The sequence below is a fragment of the Kitasatospora sp. NPDC051702 genome, from assembly GCF_040681575.1.
In the GTDB taxonomy this organism is placed as follows: domain Bacteria; phylum Actinomycetota; class Actinomycetes; order Streptomycetales; family Streptomycetaceae; genus Kitasatospora.
Window position 1 is genome coordinate 114,137 of the sequence record NZ_JBFAZB010000005.1, and the last position, 17,455, is coordinate 131,591.

15 protein-coding genes and 1 tRNA gene are annotated in these 17,455 nt (G+C 73.7%); 14 read left to right on the forward strand and 2 right to left on the reverse strand.

What is annotated here, in order from left to right:
- Positions 1–19 precede the first annotated feature (19 nt).
- The 8 genes from AB0N04_RS06815 to AB0N04_RS06850 all read left to right on the forward strand — a co-directional run bounded on the left by AB0N04_RS06815 (position 20) and on the right by AB0N04_RS06850 (position 8,052).
- Positions 20–1,192, forward strand: a complete 1,173-nt coding sequence (locus AB0N04_RS06815; RefSeq protein ID WP_360204521.1) for an LLM class flavin-dependent oxidoreductase — start codon at positions 20–22, stop codon at positions 1,190–1,192.
- A complete protein-coding gene (locus tag AB0N04_RS06820; protein ID WP_360204524.1) occupies positions 1,189–1,710 on the forward strand; it encodes a GNAT family N-acetyltransferase in 522 nt (173 codons plus the stop codon). Before AB0N04_RS06815 ends, AB0N04_RS06820 begins: the two co-directional genes overlap by 4 nt.
- Positions 1,711–1,720: 10 nt before the next feature.
- The gene (locus AB0N04_RS06825) at positions 1,721–2,665 is read left to right on the forward strand and encodes an ABC transporter substrate-binding protein (RefSeq protein WP_360204527.1); all 945 of its coding nucleotides are present in this window, start codon (positions 1,721–1,723) and stop codon (positions 2,663–2,665) included.
- 49 nt (positions 2,666–2,714) lie between these two features.
- Positions 2,715–3,797: an amino acid ABC transporter permease gene (locus tag AB0N04_RS06830; protein WP_360204530.1), complete on the forward strand. Its 1,083-nt coding sequence runs from the start codon at positions 2,715–2,717 to the stop codon at positions 3,795–3,797.
- Positions 3,798–3,859: 62 nt separating this feature from the next.
- The gene (locus AB0N04_RS06835; protein WP_360204858.1) at positions 3,860–4,612 is read left to right on the forward strand and encodes an amino acid ABC transporter ATP-binding protein; all 753 of its coding nucleotides are present in this window, start codon (positions 3,860–3,862) and stop codon (positions 4,610–4,612) included.
- A 90-nt stretch (positions 4,613–4,702) separates the two neighbouring features.
- Positions 4,703–5,689 carry an ABC transporter substrate-binding protein gene (locus tag AB0N04_RS06840; RefSeq protein ID WP_360204533.1) on the forward strand — a complete coding sequence of 329 codons (987 nt, stop codon included), beginning with the start codon at positions 4,703–4,705 and terminating at the stop codon, positions 5,687–5,689.
- A gap of 84 nt (positions 5,690–5,773) precedes the next feature.
- Positions 5,774–6,994 carry a serine/threonine-protein kinase gene (locus AB0N04_RS06845; protein WP_360204536.1) on the forward strand — a complete coding sequence of 407 codons (1,221 nt, stop codon included), beginning with the start codon at positions 5,774–5,776 and terminating at the stop codon, positions 6,992–6,994.
- A 206-nt stretch (positions 6,995–7,200) separates the two neighbouring features.
- Complete coding sequence (locus tag AB0N04_RS06850; RefSeq protein ID WP_360204539.1) at positions 7,201–8,052, forward strand: fumarylacetoacetate hydrolase family protein; 852 nt, start codon at positions 7,201–7,203, stop codon at positions 8,050–8,052.
- A 245-nt stretch (positions 8,053–8,297) separates the two neighbouring features.
- Here AB0N04_RS06850 and AB0N04_RS06855 read toward each other — a convergent pair whose 3' ends face one another.
- Positions 8,298–9,053 carry a helix-turn-helix domain-containing protein gene (locus tag AB0N04_RS06855; protein ID WP_360204542.1) on the reverse strand — a complete coding sequence of 252 codons (756 nt, stop codon included), beginning with the start codon at positions 9,051–9,053 and terminating at the stop codon, positions 8,298–8,300.
- A 163-nt stretch (positions 9,054–9,216) separates the two neighbouring features.
- Between AB0N04_RS06855 and AB0N04_RS06860 the strand changes: the two genes are divergently transcribed.
- The 4 genes from AB0N04_RS06860 to AB0N04_RS06875 all read left to right on the forward strand — a co-directional run bounded on the left by AB0N04_RS06860 (position 9,217) and on the right by AB0N04_RS06875 (position 14,865).
- Positions 9,217–10,923, forward strand: a complete 1,707-nt coding sequence (locus AB0N04_RS06860; RefSeq protein WP_360204545.1) for a DUF885 domain-containing protein — start codon at positions 9,217–9,219, stop codon at positions 10,921–10,923.
- A 211-nt stretch (positions 10,924–11,134) separates the two neighbouring features.
- The gene (locus AB0N04_RS06865; RefSeq protein ID WP_360204548.1) at positions 11,135–12,721 is read left to right on the forward strand and encodes an MFS transporter; all 1,587 of its coding nucleotides are present in this window, start codon (positions 11,135–11,137) and stop codon (positions 12,719–12,721) included.
- Between the two features lie 79 nt (positions 12,722–12,800).
- Positions 12,801–13,709: a carbohydrate kinase family protein gene (locus tag AB0N04_RS06870; RefSeq protein WP_360204551.1), complete on the forward strand. Its 909-nt coding sequence runs from the start codon at positions 12,801–12,803 to the stop codon at positions 13,707–13,709.
- A gap of 103 nt (positions 13,710–13,812) precedes the next feature.
- Positions 13,813–14,865 (forward strand): trypsin-like peptidase domain-containing protein, encoded by a 1,053-nt coding sequence (locus AB0N04_RS06875; RefSeq protein WP_360204554.1) that lies wholly within the window; start codon positions 13,813–13,815, stop codon positions 14,863–14,865.
- A gap of 122 nt (positions 14,866–14,987) precedes the next feature.
- Here the strand turns inward: AB0N04_RS06875 and AB0N04_RS06880 are convergent.
- Positions 14,988–15,059: transfer RNA gene (locus tag AB0N04_RS06880), tRNA-Arg, on the reverse strand.
- 190 nt (positions 15,060–15,249) lie between these two features.
- Here AB0N04_RS06880 and AB0N04_RS06885 point away from each other — a divergent pair.
- Complete coding sequence (locus AB0N04_RS06885; protein ID WP_360204557.1) at positions 15,250–15,678, forward strand: response regulator; 429 nt, start codon at positions 15,250–15,252, stop codon at positions 15,676–15,678.
- Positions 15,679–15,762: 84 nt separating this feature from the next.
- On the forward strand, positions 15,763–17,424 hold the full coding sequence (gene argS, locus AB0N04_RS06890) for an arginine--tRNA ligase (RefSeq protein ID WP_360204560.1): 1,662 nt from the start codon (positions 15,763–15,765) through the stop codon (positions 17,422–17,424).
- Positions 17,425–17,455: the final 31 nt, after the last annotated feature.

Genomic DNA, 17,455 nt, shown 5'->3' on the forward strand with positions numbered 1-17,455 from the left:
CACCCCGAAAGGTTCCGCCATGCCCGTCGAGTTCCTCGGCATCGCCGCCACCGGCGACGGTTCGGAGACCACCGCCCGCACCACCGCCGCCTTCGACCGCGACTACACCCTGCGGCTGGCCCGCGCCCACGAGGACCACGGCTGGGACCGCGTGCTCTTCGCCTACGGGGCCGGCTCCCCGGAGCCCGCGGCCGCGGCCGCCTACCTCGCCGCGCACCTCGACCGGCTGCAGATCCTGCTCGCGCACCGGCCGAACGTCTCCTACCCGACCTTCGCCGCCAAGACCTTCGCCACCCTGGACCAGATCAGCGACGGCCGGCTGACCGTGCACTTCATCACCGGCGGCAACGACCACGAGCAGCGGCGGGAGGGCGACTTCCTGTCCAAGGACGAGCGCTACGAGCGCACCCGCGAGTACATCGGCATCGTGAAGAAGGCGTGGACCAGCCGGGAGCCCTTCGACCACGAGGGCACCCACTACCGCTTCCACGACTTCGTGTCGGACGTCTTCCCCGTCCAGCAGCCGCGCCCCGGGGTCTCCTTCGGCGGCTCCTCGGACGCCGCCTACGCGGCCGGCGGCGCCGAGGCGGACGTCTACTGCCTCTGGGGCGAGCCGCTGGCCCGCACCGCCGAGCAGATCGAGCGGGTGAAGGAGGCGGCCCGGGCCGCCGGGCGCACCGACGTGCCGCGGATCCAGGTGGCGTTCCGGCCGATCATCGCACCGACCGAGGAGCTGGCCTGGGAGAAGGCGCACCGGACGGTGGACGCGATCAAGGCCCGCCGGGCCACCGGGGAGGCCCGGCGGCGCGGCCGCCCGCTCGGCGACGCCCCGGCCGCGGCCCCCGAGAACACCGGCTCGCGGCGGCTGATCGAGATCGCCGAGGCCGGTGAGCGCTACGACCGGGCGCTGTGGACCCCGACCGCCGCGGCCACCGGCGGGGCCGGCAACTCCAACGCCCTCGTCGGCACCCCGGAGACGGTCGCCGAGGCCCTGCTCGACTACTACGACCTCGGCGTCGACATCCTGTCCGCCCGCGGCTACCACCTGCTCGACGACGCGATCGACTTCGGCCGCCACGTCATCCCGCTCGTCCGCGCGGAGGTCGCCCGGCGGGACGCCGCCAAGGCCGCCGCGGAGGCCGCCGAACGGGCCGAGCGCGACCGCCACCAGCTGATCGCGGTCCAGGCGTGAGCGACCCCGCCCCGGTGCCGGAGTTCCGCCGGGTCGACGTCGACGACCCGCTGGTCGAGCCGCTGCTGCGCGAACTCACCCACGAGTACGTCAGCCGCTACGGCCCCGAGGCGCACCAGGAGATGACCCGCTACCCGCGGGACGCCTTCGCCGAGCCGCACGGCGTGCTGATCCTCCTGCTGGAGGACGGCGAGCCGGTCGCCGGCGGTGCGTACAAGTGGTACGACGAGCGCACCGCGGAGCTGAAGCGGATGTGGACGCACTCCGCGCACCGCCGCCGCGGCCTGGCCCGCCGGGTGCTGGCCGAGCTGGAGCGCACGGCCGCCGCCGCCGGTTACGCCCGGATCCACCTGACCACCGGCCCGCGCCAGCCCGAGGCCAGGGGCCTCTACCTGGCCGCCGGCTACACCCCGCTGTTCGACCTCGCCGCCGATCCGCTGACCATCGGCCCGCTCCCCTTCGAGAAGCACCTGCCGGTGCCGTCCGAGCAGCACCTGCCGGTGCTGACCACCACCTGAAAGGCCCCCCGTGAGAACCACCACCGCCCGCCGCCTGTCGGCCGCCGCCGCCCTGCTGCCCGTCCTGGCGCTGGCCGCGTGCGGCTCGGACCCGGGCACCACGGGCCCGGCGGGCGCGGGCGGAGCCGTCACGGCCGCCGCCCAGGACGTCGTCTCCGGCGTGCCGAAGTCGGACGCCGCCGCCGCGCTGCTGCCCGAGGAGGTGCGCGCGGCGGGCACCCTGACGTTCGGGGCCTCCTTCGGCGCGCCGCCCACCGCCTTCTACGCCGACCAGGCGACGAAGAAGCCGGCCGGGATCGACGTGGACTTCACCGACGCGGTGGCCAGGGTGCTCGGACTGACCGTGCAGCGCGAGGAGGCCGCCTTCGAGACCATCCTGCCCGCCCTGGACAGCGGCAAGTTCGACGTGGGCACCGGCAACTTCGGCGTCACCACGGCCCGGTTGAGGACCATCGACTTCGTCACCTACATCGACGACGGCCAGGGCTTCGCGGTCCGCAGGGACGACACCCGGACCGAGCCGGTCACCGACCTGGTCCAGCTCTGCGGGCTGACCGTCGGCACCGGCGCCGGCACCACCTTCGAGACCACGCTGAACGCCAGGAAGGACGTCTGCGCCGCGGCCGGGAGGAAGCCGTACGAGGTGAAGGCGTTCAGCGACAGCGGCGCCGTGCTCACCAGCCTCCAGCAGGGCCGGGTGGACGTGCTGATGTCGACCATCAACGGCCTGCGCTACCAGGCCGCGCAGGAGGCCTCCGGGACGCGCTTCCTCGGCGAGTTCCACCGGCTGGACGTCGGCTTCGCGTTCAGGAAGGGCTCGAAGCTCACCCCGGCCTTCCAGGCGGCGGTCAACCAGCTGATCAAGGACGGGACGTACGAGCGGATCCTCCGCAAGTGGGGGGTCGCCGACTCCGCCGTCAAGGAGTCCCTGATCAGTCCGCCCGAACACCCGTGACCCGCCGGCCCGCCGGACCCGCTCCCCGGGCCGGTCGAAGGAGCCCCCGATGACCGTCACCACCGAGCCGCCCGCGCCCCCGCACCGCGGCAGACCCGATGCCGACCCGGCAGCCCCGGCAGCCCCGGCAGCCCCGGGAAAAGCCGTCGCCGACGCGACAGCCGGAGCCCCGGCCCCGGCCCCCGACCTGGACGAACTGGCCGGCCTGCGGACCGTCCCCGCCCGGCACCCCTGGCGCTGGGCGCTGGGGATCGCCGCCCTGGTCGTGCTCGCCCAGTTCGCCCACGGCCTGGCCACCAACCCCGGCTGGGACTGGGCCACCTTCCGGATCTACTTCACCGCCGACACGATCGTCCAGGCGGTCGGCCGCACCCTCCAACTGACCTTCTACGGGACGGTGCTGGGCTTCCTGCTGGGTGCCGTGGTGGCCGCGATGCGGCTGTCCCGCAGCCCGATCCTGCAGTCGATCGCCTGGGCGTACGTCTGGGTGTTCCGCTCGATCCCGCTGATCGTCCAGCTGGTGTTCTGGTTCAACCTGTCGTACCTGTACAAGCGGTTCGGGTTCGGCATCCCGTTCGGCCCGACCTTCGGCGACTTCGAGACGGTCGGGGTGCTGAGCGCGCTCGGCGCGGCCGTCCTCGGCCTCGGCCTGCACCAGGCCGCCTTCGCCGCCGAGATCATCCGCGGCGGCGTCGTCGCGGTGGATGCCGGGCAGCGGGAGGCCGCCGCCGCGCTGGGCATCCCGCGCTGGCGGCAGGCCTGGCGGATCGTGCTGCCGCAGGCCATGCGCGGGATCCTGCCGGCCGCCGCCAACGAGGTGATCTCGCTGCTCAAGGGCACCTCGGTGGTCTACGTGATGGCCATCGGCGAGCTCTTCTACCAGGCGCAGGTGGTCTACGGCCGGACCGGCCGGGTGGTGCCGCTGCTGATGGTCGCCACCGTCTGGTACGTGCTGCTGACCACCGTGCTGTCGATCGGCCAGTACTACGTCGAGCGCTACTTCTCCCGCGGCTCGCAGCGCAGCCGGCCGCCCACCCCGCTCCAGCGCGCCCGGGCCTTCGTCCGGAGCCTGCCGGCCCGCCCGGCGCCCGCCCGCACGCCCGACACCCGCACCACCGGAGGACGCCCGTGACCACGCTCGCCAAGACCGACCCGGCCGCGCGGCCCGCCGGGCCCGACCCGGCGGCCGCACCGGTGGTGCGGGTCCGCGGCCTGCGCAAGAGCTTCGGGCAGCTGGAGGTGCTGCGCGGGGTCGACCTGGACGTCCCGGCCGGCTCGGTGACGGTGGTGCTCGGTCCGTCCGGCTCCGGCAAGTCCACCCTGCTGCGCGCGATCAACCACCTGGAACGGCTGGACGGCGGCCACGTCTCCATCGACGGCGAGCTGATCGGCTACCGCCGGGTCGGCGACCGGCTGCACGAGCTCAGGGAGCGCGAGGTGCTGCGCCAGCGCACCGGCATCGGCTTCGTGTTCCAGAACTTCAACCTGTTCCCGCACCTCACCGTGCTGGAGAACCTGGTCGAGGCGCCGATCGCCGCGCTGCGCCGGCCCCGGGCCGAGGCCAGGGCGTCGGCGCTGGCGCTGCTGGAGCGGGTCGGGCTGGCCGACAAGGCCGCCGCCTACCCCCGGCAGCTGTCCGGCGGCCAGCAGCAGCGGGTGGCGATCGCCCGGGCGCTGGCGCTGGAGCCGAAGGTGCTGCTGTTCGACGAGCCCACCTCGGCGCTGGACCCGGAGCTGGTCGGCGAGGTGCTGGACGTCATCAAGGACCTCGCCCGCACCGGCACCACCATGATCGTGGTCACCCACGAGATCGGCTTCGCCCGCGAGGTCGCCGACACCGTGGTCTTCATGGACGGCGGTGTGGTGGTCGAGCAGGGCCCGCCGGCCGAGGTCCTGGACCACCCCCGGCACGAGCGCACCAGGGCCTTCCTCGCCAAGGTCCTCTGAATCCCCCGGGCGGCGGACCTCCCGGACCGCCGCTCCCTCGAACCACCCCGCGAACCGCCGAACGACCCCTTCACGAGCAGGAGTTCCGCCATGTCCCTACCCCGTCGCGCCCTGGTGACCGCCGGCGCCGTCACCGCCGCCCTCGCCCTCGCCGCCTGCGGCAGCGGTGCCACCGGGGCCTCGGCGGAGCTCGCCCCGGCCAAGGGCAGCACCGCGCCGAACGGCGCCGTGGTCAACCTGACGGCCGACCAGAAGCGGGTGACCACGCCCAAGGTCGACGCCGTCGCGGCGCTCGTTCCGGAGGAGATCAGGAAGCGGGGCACACTGACCGTCGTGGACGCCATCGGCACCACGCCGCCGCTGGACTTCTACGCGAACGACGACCGGACGATCATCGGCGTCGAGCCCGACGTCGCCTCGCTGATCGGCGACGTGCTCGGCCTCAAGGTCGAGTTCAACCCGGTCTCCTGGGAGAACATCTTCGTCGGCCTGGACAGCGGCAAGTACGACGTCGGCATCTCCAACATCACCGTCACCGAGGCCCGCAAGGAGAAGTACGACTTCGCGACCTACCGGCTGGACGTGCTCGGCTTCGAGGCCCGGAAGGGCAGCGGCCTCAAGGTCGCCGGCGCCAAGGACCTGGCCGGCCGGTCGGTGGGCGTCGCCTCCGGCACCAACCAGGAGAAGCTGCTGATCTCCTGGAGCGAGGAGAACGTCCGCAACGGCCTCAAGCCGATCGACATCAAGTACTTCCAGGGCACCGAGTTCTACCTGGCGCTCTCCTCCGGCCGGATCGACGCCTACGTCGGCCCCAACCCCAGCCTGTCGTTCCACGCCGTGCAGACCGGCGAGACGGAGGTGGTCGGCACCTACTCGGGCGGCGGCGCCGACGTGCTCGGCAAGATCGCGGCGACCACCCGGAAGGACAACGGGCTGGTCAAGGCGTTGAGCGGGGCGCTCAACGAGGTGATCGGGAACGGGACGTACGCCCAGGTGCTCAAGCGCTGGGGCCTGGACAACGAGGCCGTGCCGACCTCCGAGGTCAACCCGCCCGGCCTGCCCAAGCCCAAGCCCTGATGCCCCGAACCCGTTCACCCGCCGGCCTCCCCCCGCCGCTAAGGTGACCCCGCCGACGGCGAACGCCGTCCGGAGGAGCTGGAGTTGGGGGAGGCCATGCGCGAGGGGGAGGTGCTCGACAGCCGCTACCGGCTGGAGGCGGGGCTGGGCCGGGGCGGGTTCGGCGTGGTCTGGCGGGCGACCGATCTGCGGCTCGACCGCGCGGTCGCGGTCAAGGTGCTGCTGGAGGAGCACGCCACCGACCGGGAGGCGGTGAGCCGGTTCGTCCGCGAGGCACGGACGGCCGGCGGCCTCTCCAACCCGCACATCGTCACCGTGCACGACTACGGCCGGGTCGCGGCCGGATCCGGGGAGACCCACTACCTGGTCCTGGAGCTGGTCCGCGGCCGGGCCCTGTCCGACATCCTCAAGGACGGCCTGCCCGAGCAGGAGGCCGCGCTCAAGTGGATGCGCCAGGTCTGCAAGGCGCTGGACGCCGCGCACAGCTGCGGGGTCGTGCACCGCGACATCAAGCCCGAGAACGTGATGATCGACGAGGGCGGCAAGGCCAAGGTGCTGGACTTCGGCATCGCCCGGCTGCTCTCCCAGTCCGCCGTGCTCACCTCCACCGGGAACGTCGTCGGCACCGTCCCCTACCTGGCGCCCGAGTGCTGGTCCGGCGCCACCGTGGACGGCCGGGCCGACCTCTACGCACTCGGCGTCATGCTCTACCAGCTCTGCGTCGGGCGCCGGCCGTTCCGCGCCGCCTCGGCCGCCGAGTACATGTACAAGCACCTGGAGGAGGTCCCGCCCCGGGTGCGCACCGCCGACCCGGCGCTGGCCGACCTGATCGCCCGGCTGCTCGCCAAGCGCCCGGAGGACCGGCCCGCCACCGCCGCCGAGGTGCTGGAGCGGCTGCGCCGGATCCGCCCCGGGGTGCTGCGCCCGGACGACCCGAGCCCGGAGCAGCTGCGCCGCCGGGCGGACCGGGCCTGGCAGTGCGGCGCGCAGGGCGCCCCCGGGGAGGCCGTCGGGATGCTGACCGCGCTTGTCCCCGACCTCGCCCGGATCTGCGGTCCGGGTGACCCGCGCACCCTGCGCACCTGCCACGACCTGGCCCTCTGGCTGGCCGAGGACGGCAGTCCGGGCGCCGCCGTCGCCCTGCTGCGGGAGCTGGTCACGGCGCTGGCCGCCGAGCCCGGCGCGCGGGCCGACGTGCTGCGCGACCTCGACCGCTGGCACCGGGTGGTCACCCGGTCCGGTCCGGGCGAGCCGCGGGCGCTGAGTCTGGCCGGCCTGCTCGGAGGCGGTCCGCAGCACGGCTGAGGGGGGCGGGCCGCCGCCCCGGCCGGGGGCTGTCAACCGTACGGCTCGCCGATTCGGGGCGTCCGGGGGCTGTGCGAATTGATAGGAATCCGCCCACCGGGACGGTCTGGTTCCACGGCAGCCGGCGTTGATATACCTCGTTGCCAGACTCGGGTGCGGTGTCTGCCGCCCCCGGTGAGCTGCGACGAAAGGCTGGTGACGGATCGATGAAGCTCCTCCGTGTCGGACCCCCGGGCGCCGAGCGCCCGGTCGTGCTGGGCCAGGACGGCACCGGGTACGACCTCTCCGGGCGCGCCCGGGACATCGACGGGGCCTTCCTGGCCGGGCTGGACGCCGCCGCGCTGGCGCGCGACGTGGCCGCGGGGCTGCTGCCCCGGGTGGACCTCGCCGGCCTGCGGGTGGGCGCGCCGGTCGCCCGCCCGGGCAAGGTGGTCGGCATCGGGCTCAACTACCGCGACCACGCCGCCGAGGCCGGGGCCGTGGCACCGGACGAGCCGGTGATCTTCCTCAAGCCGAGCTACACGGTGGTCGGCCCGTACGACGAGGTGCTGGTGCCGCGCGGCGGCGAGAAGACCGACTACGAGGCCGAGCTGGCCGTCGTGATCGGCCGGACCGCCCGCTACCTGGGCGGTCACGAGGAGGCGGCGGCGGTGATCGCCGGTTACGCGATCGCCAACGACGTGACCGAGCGGGCCTTCCAGTTCGAGCGCGGCGGTCAGTGGGACAAGGGCAAGTCGGCGGAGACCTTCACGCCGCTGGGGCCCTGGCTGGTCACCGCGGACGAGGTCGCCGACCCGCAGCAGCTGCCGCTGCGGCTCTGGGTCAACGGCGAGCTGCGGCAGGACGGCAACACCGCGAAGATGATCTTCCCGGTGCTCGAACTGGTCCGCTACGCGAGCCAGTTCATGGTGCTGGAGCCGGGCGACGTGATCGTCACGGGCACTCCGGCCGGCGTCACCCTGGGCCACCCGGGGACGCCGTTCCTGACCGCGGGCGACATCGTCGAGATCGAGATCGACGGTCTCGGCCGCCAGCGCCAGGTGTTCGGCAAGGCCTGAGCCGCCCGACGGGCGCCCCCGGCCGTTCCCAGGCCGCCCGCCCGCCGACCACCGCGGCGTTCCGGCCGCCCCGACCCCGGGCACGGGGGTCGGGAGGGCCCGCGCCGCCCGAGGCCGGCCACGCCGTCCGTCCGGCACCCGCGCACCCGAGGGGCCCCGGCAGCACGCCGGTCGCAGGCCCCCGGCAGCACGTCGTCGCAGCCCCAGGCGGAACGCACCCGCAGGCCCCCGGCGGCACTCCCGCGCTACCGCGCCGCCAGCACCTCGCGCAGCCGGTCCGCCCGCTCCGCCCGCGGCCCCTCCAGCGCCAGCAGCGTGGCCAGCACCCCCGCGGTCTGCGGATCGTGCAGGGCCGTCGCCGCCGCCATCGCCGTGAACTGGTCCACCAGCCAGTCGCGCAGCTCCGTGACCGGCAGTGTGCGCCCCTCGTCCAGCCAGCTCAGCGACGCGCCCTCGACCACCGCGATCCAGGAGCGCACCAGCAGCGTCAGCCGCGGCCCGGCCTCCCGCACCCCCAGGTGCCGCAGGGTCCGCTTCAGCGCGGCCCGCCGGACGTCGTCCACGATGGCCGAGGTGCGGGCCGTCTCCACCACTGAACCGCCGCGCAGCAACGCCGAGTAGCCGGCGTCGTGCTCGGCCACGAAGGCGAAGTAGCCGTCCAGGACGGCCGCCAGCTGCTCGGACGGCGTTCCGGCCAGCGGGACGGCGAAGCGGCTGGTCAGCTCGTCGGCGGCGGTGCGCAGGGCCGCCTCGTACAGCTGCTGCTTGCCGCCGGCGAAGTAGCGGTAGACCAGCGGGCGGGAGGCCCCGGCGGCCTCGGCGACGTCGTCCAGGCTCACCTCCTCGGGCGGCCGGACGGCGAACAGTTCCAGGGCGACCGCGATCAGCTGGTCGCGCCGCTGCTGGACCGGCAGCCGCCGGTAGCCGGCGCGCCGCGGGCGCGGGTCGGGTGCGGCCGGTTCGGGCAGCGGGCCGGTTGCCGTGGTGGGGCGGGCTTCCATGGCGGTCAGCGTAATGGGCGTCGACCCGATCGGATCCTGTCGCGCGCGGCGGTTCGCCGAACGTGCGTTTGACCGGGCGGCCTGTGACGAACATTCGACCGGTGCATGTCACCGATCTCGGTCAAGGGCTTGCAATCCCCCCGTGCCACGAAATGATGTCCGAATGGTTGAAGAACTGATCACCTCCGACGGCACCACCCCGCGCCGGATCGCCGACGGTTACGTCCACGCCCTGGCCGAACTCAACCCGCTCGCCGCGGTCTACCTGGGACTCAACCCCGAGGACGACCGCCTCCCCGACCTCTCGCCCGCCGGTGCCGAGGCGATCGCCGACCTCGCCCGCCGCACCCTGGCCGCCCTCGACGGGGCGGAGCGGGCCGGGGCCGCCGAGGACGAGGCCGAGCGCCGCTGCGCCCGACTGCTGCGCGAGCGGCTGACCGCCGAGCTCGCCGTCCACGAGGCGGGCGAGCACCTCCGCGCGGTGCGCAACCTGGGCTCGCCGGTGCACGAGCTCCGCGACGTCTTCACCCTGATGGCCACCGGCACCGAGGACGAGTGGCGGGTGGTCGGCCGCCGGCTGGCCCGCGTGCCGGTGGCGTTCGCGCAGTACCGGGAGACCCTGGCCGCCGGCATCGCGAGCGGGCTGCTCTCCGGCCCCCGCCAGGTCTCCACCGTGGTCGGGCAGTTCGGCGAGTGGCTGGCCGGGGACGTGCCCGGCGGCTGGTTCGGCGAGTTCGTCCAGGACGCGCCGGAGGGCGTGCGCGCCGAGCTGACCGGGCCCGCGGTGGCCGCCGCCGAGGCGCTCGCCGAGCTGCGCGACTGGATGCGCGACGTCTACGGACCCGCGGCCGCCGACACCCCCGACACCACCGGCCGGGAGCGCTACCGCCGCCTCGTCCGCCTGTGGACCGGCGCCGACCTGGACCTGGACGAGGCCTACGCCTGGGCCTGGAGCGAGTTCCACGACCTCGCCGCGCAGATGGAGGCGGAGGCCGAGAAGGTCCTCCCCGGCGAGGGCCCGATGGCCGCGATGAAGTGGCTGGAGGTCGAGGGCCCGGTCGTCGAGGGCGCCGAGGCGACCCGGCTGTACCTGCAGGGCCTGATGGACCAGGTGATCCGGGACCTCCAGGGCACCCACTTCGACCTGGCCGAGCCGGTCACCCGCGTCGAGTCGCGGATCGCCCCGCCCGGCAGCGCGGCCGCCCCGTACTACACGGCGCCCTCGCTGGACTTCACCCGCCCGGGCCGGACCTGGCTGCCGTCGCTCGGCCGGGAGCGCTTCCCGGTCTGGGACCTCGTCTCCACCTGGTACCACGAGGGCGTCCCGGGCCACCACCTGCAGCTCGCGCAGTGGAACTACGTCGCCGACCGGCTCTCCACCTACCAGGTCAGCATCGGCGGGGTGAGCGCCAACCTGGAGGGCTGGGCGCTGTACGCCGAGCGCCTGATGGACGAGCTCGGCTACCTCACCGACCCGGGGCACCGCCTCGGCTACCTCAACGCCCAGATGATGCGGGCGCTTCGGGTCATCGTCGACATCGGCATGCACGCGGACATGGACTTCCCCGCGGACTCCCCGTACAAGCCGGGCGAGCGGGTCAGCCCGGAGGCCGCCCGCGAGTTCTTCGGCCTCTACTGCGGCCTCACCCCGGACTACCTGGACAGCGAGCTGGTCCGCTACCTGGGCATGCCCGGCCAGGCGATCGGCTACAAGCTGGGCGAGCGCGCCTGGCTGCGCGGCCGGGCGGCGGCACGGGCGGCGCACGAGGCCCGCGGCGAGGAGTTCGACCTCAAGGCCTGGCACATGGCGGCGCTCTCGCAGGGCTCGCTCGGCCTGGACGACCTGGTCGAGGAGCTCTCCGCGCTCTAGGACCGTCCGTGCGCCGGGACCGCCCGTGCGCCTGGACCGTCCGCGCTGCAGGACCGTAGGGCCCCGGGTCTCGTCCGCGAGACCCGGGGCCCTAGTCCTTTCGTCCCGAAAATGTCGATTTGGTGAGGTTTTTCCTTGCCAATCGCCCGCCCGGGAGTTTGGCTGGAAGGCGACTGCGTGACCTCTCCGTCCCCTCCGGAAGGCTCGACCAGTGTCTGCGCAACCTGCCACCGGTCATGAGAACGCGGACAGCCGCCGTTGGTGGGCCCTGGCGGTCATCGCCATCGCCCAGCTCATGATCGTCCTCGACATCACCATCGTGAACATCGCACTGCCGTCGGCCCAGCGGGACCTGGGCATATCCGACGCCGACCGGCAATGGGTGATCACCGCCTACACGCTCGCCTTCGGCGGCCTGCTGCTCCTCGGCGGCCGGCTGGGCGACCTCTTCGGCCGAAAGCGCGTCTTCACCATCGGCCTGCTGGGCTTCGCCCTGGCCTCCGCCCTCGGCGGCGCCGCGGCCGACCCGGCCATGCTCTTCGGCGCCCGCGCCCTCCAGGGCGCGTTCGGCGCCCTGCTCGCCCCCTCCGCGCTGGGGCTGCTCTCCACGACCTTCTCCGATCCGAAGGAACGCAGCACGGCCTTCGGCATCTTCGGTGCGATCGCCGGCGGCGGCGCCGCGATCGGCTTCATCGCCGGCGGCCTGCTGACCGAGTACCTGAACTGGCGCTGGTGCCTGTTCGTCAACACCCCGATCGCCATCGCCACCGCCTTCGCCGCGTTCTCCGTGCTCCAGCGCGACCACGTCGCCAAGGGGAACCGGATCCGACTCGACCTGCCGGGCGCCCTGCTCGGCTGCGGCGGCCTGCTGGCGATCGTCTTCGGCACCTCCGAGGCCGTGACCCGCGGCTGGGGCGACGCCCTGGTGCTCGGCTCGCTGGTCCTGGGCGTGCTGCTGCTCGCGGCGTTCGTCCTGGTCGAGCGGCGCAGCGCGCACCCGCTGCTGCCGATCCACATCGTCGCCGACCGCAACCGCGGCGGTGGCGCGCTCTCGGTGGGCCTGGCGATGGTCGGCATGTTCGGCCTGTTCCTGTTCCTGACCTACTACCTGCAGGCCATCAAGCACTTCTCGCCGATCGTGTCCGGCCTCTCCTTCCTGCCGATGACGGCCGCCATCGTGATCAGTTCGACGGGCATCGCGGCCCGGCTGATGACCAGGGTGCCGTCCCGGAACCTGATCGGGCCCGGCCTGCTGCTCGCCGGGGCCGGCATGGCCTGGCTGACCCAGATGAAGGTGGACAGCCCGTGGGCCGGCATGGTGCTGCCCGCCGAGCTGCTGCTGGGCTTCGGCATGGGCCTGGTCTTCATGCCGTCGATGAGCCTGGCCACCCTCGGGGTCGCCCCGAACGAGGCCGGAGCGGCCTCGGCCACGATCAACTCGGCCCAGCAGGTGGGCGGTTCCTTCGGTACGGCGCTGCTGAACACCATCGCGGCCAGTGCCACCGCGAGTTTCCTCGCCACCCGGATCGCCTCCGACCCGGCGGTCCAGGCCCAGGGCGCGGTGCACGGGTACGTGGTCGCCACCTGGGTGGCGATGGGCATCCTGCTGCTGGCCGCGCTGGTCGCCTTCCTGATGATCGACCACCGGCCGGCGCCCGGTGAGGCCACCGCCGTCGAGGGCGGGGCGTCGCGGGCCGCCGAGGAACCGGCCGCCGCCGCGCGCTCCGCGGACGCGCAGTCCGGCCCCGCCGCCGGCGCCGGGGCGACCGCCCCGACGGAACGCCAACGGGCCACCTGAAACCCTTCAGCAAGGTCTTGCAGTCGACCTCCGGCGCCTGCTTGACTCCTGGCCACTGCCCAGGGATCAAGGAGGCGCCGTGGCGCTGCCCGAGTTCGACCTGCTCGTCGTCGGCGGGGCCGGCGTGGACACCATCGTCCGGGTGGAGCGCCTGGAGGTCCCGCCCGGCGACTCCCTGTCCGTCGGACCGGTCCACGACCACCTCGGCCACACCGGCAACGGCGTCGCCCTCGGCGCCCACCACCTCGGCCTGCGCACCGCCCTCCTCGACTTCCTCGGCGACGACCCGCAGGGCGACCTGGTCCGCGCCGCCCACGAGCGCCACGGCCTGCACCTCGCCCACCTGGTGAGCCCGCACGGCACCCCGCGCGGGGTCAACCTGGTCGACGCCGCCGGCCGCCGGTTCTCCTTCTACGACGGCCGCCACCCCGCCGACCTGCGGCTGCCGCGTGCGTTCTACCTCCCCTACGCGGAGCGCAGCCGGCACGTCCACCTCTCCATCACCGGCGTCAACCGGGACATGTACGCCGACCTGCACCGGCTCGGCCGCACCACCTCCACCGACCTGCACGACTGGGACGGCGCCGACCCGCACCACCTCGACTACGCGCTCGGCTCCGACCTGGTGTTCCTCTCCACGGCCGGCTGCCGCGGCCGCCACGAGGAGGTGATGCGTCGGATCCTCGCCGAAGGCCGCGCGACCGTCGTCACCGCCACCGCGGGCGCCGACGGCTGCTACCAGCTCACCCGGGGCGGGAGCGCGGTGCACCACCTGCCGGCCGTCGACCCGGGCCGCCCAGTGGTGGACACCAACGGCGCCGGCGACGCCTTCGTCGCGGGCTTCCTCGCCGCCTGGTTCCGGGGCCTCGCACCGCTGGACTGCGCCCGGGTCGGCACGGCCGCCGGCGCCTTCGCCTGCACCCGGGCCGGGACGCACAGCGCGTTCCTCGGACCCGCGGACCTGGAGCGCCTGTTGGGCGAGGGGTGACGGATTCTCATCCTGCTCCCAGACACCGGTAACGACGTTTCGAGGCGGAGGCGTCATAGTCGTTGACCGGACACCGCCACCGACACCGGTAGGAGACACGGGCATGGCTCAGCACCGCCGCCACACGAAGCGCCACCGCCTGCTGGCCCCGACCCTGTTCACCGCGCTCTCGGCGGTGGTGGTGGCCGCCGTGGTGACCGGCACGCACGGGCTGAGCCTGTCCGACGCGACCGCCGCGGGGAAGGCGGCCCGCAGCCCCCGGGCCGCCGTCGCGCAGGCCACCGCCTCGCCCGGAGCGCTCGACGCCGCGGCGCCGACCGACGGCACCGACCAGGCCCAGGGCCCGACCGGGAGCCCGGCCGCGAGCCCCGCCGAGTCCCCGGAGCCGGCGCCGACCGGGACCGCGAGCGAGACCCCGACCGACTCCCCGAGCGAGGACGCGGTGCCCGCCGGGACGCCGACGGCGTCCGCCGGTGCGAAGGCGAGCACCCGGACCGCCGTCCTCGGCACCACCACGGTCGCCGCGTCCACGGACCCGGAGGCCGCCACCGTCGGCGCCCTGTTCAGCGGCGGCATCGCGGCCGGCAACCACTTCTGCACCGCCAGCGTCCTGCACAGCCCCACCGGCAACCTGCTGCTGACCGCCGCGCACTGCCTCAACAGCGCCGACGGCGTCACCTTCGTCCCGGGCTACCGCGACGGCTCCGCCCCGTTCGGCAGCTGGCGGGTCACCGCCGTCCACACCACCTCCGGCTGGTCCGGGAAGGGCGACCAGGACGAGGACTTCGCGATCCTGGAGACCGCCCCCAGCAACGGCCGGAACGTCGAGGACGTGGTCGGCGGCAACCACCTCGGCACCGACGAGCCGTTCGGCGCCACCGTCCACCTGTACGGGTACCCCGGCGACGCGGAGACGCCCAGCCTCTGCACCAACAGCACCGGCAAGCAGAGCACCTACCAGCGCGTCGTCTCCTGCCCGGCCTACCCGGCGGGCACCAGCGGCGGCCCGTGGATCGACGTCGCGACGGGCGACGTGGTCGGTGCCATCGGCGGCTTCCAGCAGGGCGGCGACTCCGACGACGTCTCCTACAGCGCCTACTTCGACCACACCATCGCCGCGCTCTACGCCGAGGCCGAGGCCGCCGCGGCCTCCTGACCGGCCCGGCCCCGGGCCCGGCCGCCCGGCGTGTCCGGCCCCACCCGGGGCCGGACATGACGAAGGCCCAGATCCGTGGATCAACTCCACTGATCTGGGCCTCAGTTGCACTTCCTGCGAAGTGCCCCCGGTAGGATTCGAACCTACGCACCCGCCTCCGGAGGGCGGTGCTCTATCCCCTGAGCTACGGGGGCCTGGCTGGTGTCCTCGGCGCTGGCGCCTCCGACGTGAAGAACACTACCAGGCTCCGGGCGTGCTCCGTGCACGGGTTTCCCGGGGAGCCGTCCCGGGCGGTGCGGAGGAGTCGAGGGGGAGGGGTGCCGGGGGCGGTGGAAGTGCCCAAAGGCCGGACGGGGCGGCGGGGGCGCCGATACCCTCGGTGAGGTGTCGGGAGTGTCCGGGCGGGTCCTCGTGGTGGACGACAGCGAGGTGATCCGCCAGCTGATCAGGGTCAACCTGGAGCTCGAGGGCTTCGAGGTGGTGACCGCCGCCGACGGCGCCGAGTGCCTGGAGGTCGTCCGCCGGGTGAAGCCGGACGTGGTGACCCTCGACGTGATGATGCCGCGGCTGGACGGCCTGCGGACGGCGGCCCGGCTGCGGGCGGCCCCGGCGACCAGCGGACTGCCGATCGCGATCGTGAGCGCCTGCACCCCGGCGGACCTCGACCTGGGCGAGGCGGTCGGCGTGGACGGCTACCTCGGCAAGCCCTTCGACCCGGCCGACCTGGTCGCGCTGGTGCGGCGGTTGATGGAGCTCGGCGGCCGGCCGAGCGCGTTTCGCCCTGAGCGAACAGAGCGCACCGATCGCGGCTGACACCCCGGCCCGGACGGCGCGACGGCGTCTCAACCGGTAAACCGGGTGGCGGGCGGGCACCCCGTCTCGCCTACGCTTGGCGTCGTGACCCCCGCAGAGCTTTCCCAGGCAGTCCAGGCCGCAGTGAGCGCCGCCGTCGAGGCGGGCGAGCTGGCCGTCGCCGTGCCCGAGCACGTGACGGTCGAGCGGCCCAAGAACAGGGACCACGGCGACTACGCGACCAACGTGGCCCTCCAGCTCGCCAAGGCGGCCGGCAAGCCGCCGCGAGCCGTCGCCGAGCTGCTGGCCGACCGCCTGCGAGGGATCACCGGCGTCGCCAAGGTCGACATCGCCGGCCCGGGCTTCCTGAACATCACCCTGGACACCGCCACCGCCGGTGCGCTGGCCCGCACCATCGTCGAGGCCGGCGAGGGCTACGGCCGCAACCGGGACCTCGCGGGCCTGAAGATCAACCTGGAGTTCGTCTCCGCCAACCCGACCGGCCCGATCCACATCGGCGGCGTCCGCTGGGCGGCCGTCGGCGACTCCCTGGCGCGCGTGCTGCGGGCCTGCGGCGCCGACGTCACCACCGAGTACTACCTGAACGACGCCGGCGTGCAGATCTCCAAGTTCGCCGCCTCGCTGCAGGCCGCCGCGAACGGCCGGGAGGTGCCGGAGGGCGGGTACGTCGGCGAGTACATCGTCGACATCGCCAAGGCGCTCACCGACGCCGTCCCGGGCGTGCTCGACCTGCCCGAGGACGAGCAGCTGCAGGTCTTCCGCACCGAGGGCCTGAAGCTCATGGTGGCCGAGATCCAGCGCTCCATGGACGAGTTCGGCACCCACTTCGACGTCTGGTTCTCGGAGCGGTCGCTGCACGAGTCCGGCGCCGTCGGGCAGGCCATCGACCGGCTGCGCGAGCAGGGCCACGTCTTCGAGCAGGACGGCGCGGTCTTCCTGCGCACCACCGACTTCGGCGACGACAAGGACCGCGTCCTGATCAAGGCCGACGGCGACACCACCTACTTCGCCGCCGACGCCGCGTACTACCTGTCCAAGCGGGACCGCGGCACCGAGGTCGCGCTCTACATGCTGGGCGCCGACCACCACGGGTACGTCAACCGCCTGAAGGCCATCTCGGCCTGCGCGGGCGACGACATGAACCACAACATCGAGGTGAAGATCGGCCAGTTCGTGAAGATGCTTCGCGACGGCGAGGAGGTCCGCATGTCCAAGCGGGCCGGCAACATCATCACGATCGACGACGTGGTCGAGTGGATCGGCGTCGACGCCGCCCGCTACACCCTGGCGCGGTCCTCCACGGACTCCACCATCACGCTCGACATCAACGTCCTGACCAGCCAGACCAACGAGAACCGGGTGTACTACGTCCAGTACGCCCACTCCCGGATGTGCGCGGTCCAGCGCAACGCCGACGACCAGGGCATCTCGCGCGGCGCGGCCGAGGACTTCAAACCGGAGCTGCTGGCCACCGACTGGGAGTCCGACCTGCTCGGCCACCTCGGCGAGTTCCCGCGCGTGCTGGCCTCGGCCGGCGAGCTGCGCGAGCCGCACCGCGTCGCCACGTACCTGGAGGACCTGGCGGCCAAGTACCACCGCTTCTACGACAACTGCCGCATCCTGCCGCGCGGCGACGAGGAGGTCACCGACCTCACGCGCGCCCGGCTGTGGCTGGCCGACGCGACGCGCACGGTCGTGGCCAACGGGCTGACGCTCCTGGGCGTCACGGCGCCCGAGCGGATGTAGGCACCACCCCCATCGCGCACAGCGGGGGCGG

Coding starts and splice junctions, on each gene's coding strand:
- AB0N04_RS06815 (WP_360204521.1), top strand. CDS start 20: ATGCCCGTCGAGTTCCTCGGCATCGCCGCCACCGGCGACGGTTCGGAG.
- AB0N04_RS06830 (WP_360204530.1), top strand. CDS start 2,715: ATGACCGTCACCACCGAGCCGCCCGCGCCCCCGCACCGCGGCAGACCC.
- AB0N04_RS06840 (WP_360204533.1), top strand. CDS start 4,703: ATGTCCCTACCCCGTCGCGCCCTGGTGACCGCCGGCGCCGTCACCGCC.
- AB0N04_RS06850 (WP_360204539.1), top strand. CDS start 7,201: ATGAAGCTCCTCCGTGTCGGACCCCCGGGCGCCGAGCGCCCGGTCGTG.
- AB0N04_RS06855 (WP_360204542.1), bottom strand. CDS start 9,053: ATGGAAGCCCGCCCCACCACGGCAACCGGCCCGCTGCCCGAACCGGCC.
- AB0N04_RS06860 (WP_360204545.1), top strand. CDS start 9,217: ATGGTTGAAGAACTGATCACCTCCGACGGCACCACCCCGCGCCGGATC.
- AB0N04_RS06875 (WP_360204554.1), top strand. CDS start 13,813: ATGGCTCAGCACCGCCGCCACACGAAGCGCCACCGCCTGCTGGCCCCG.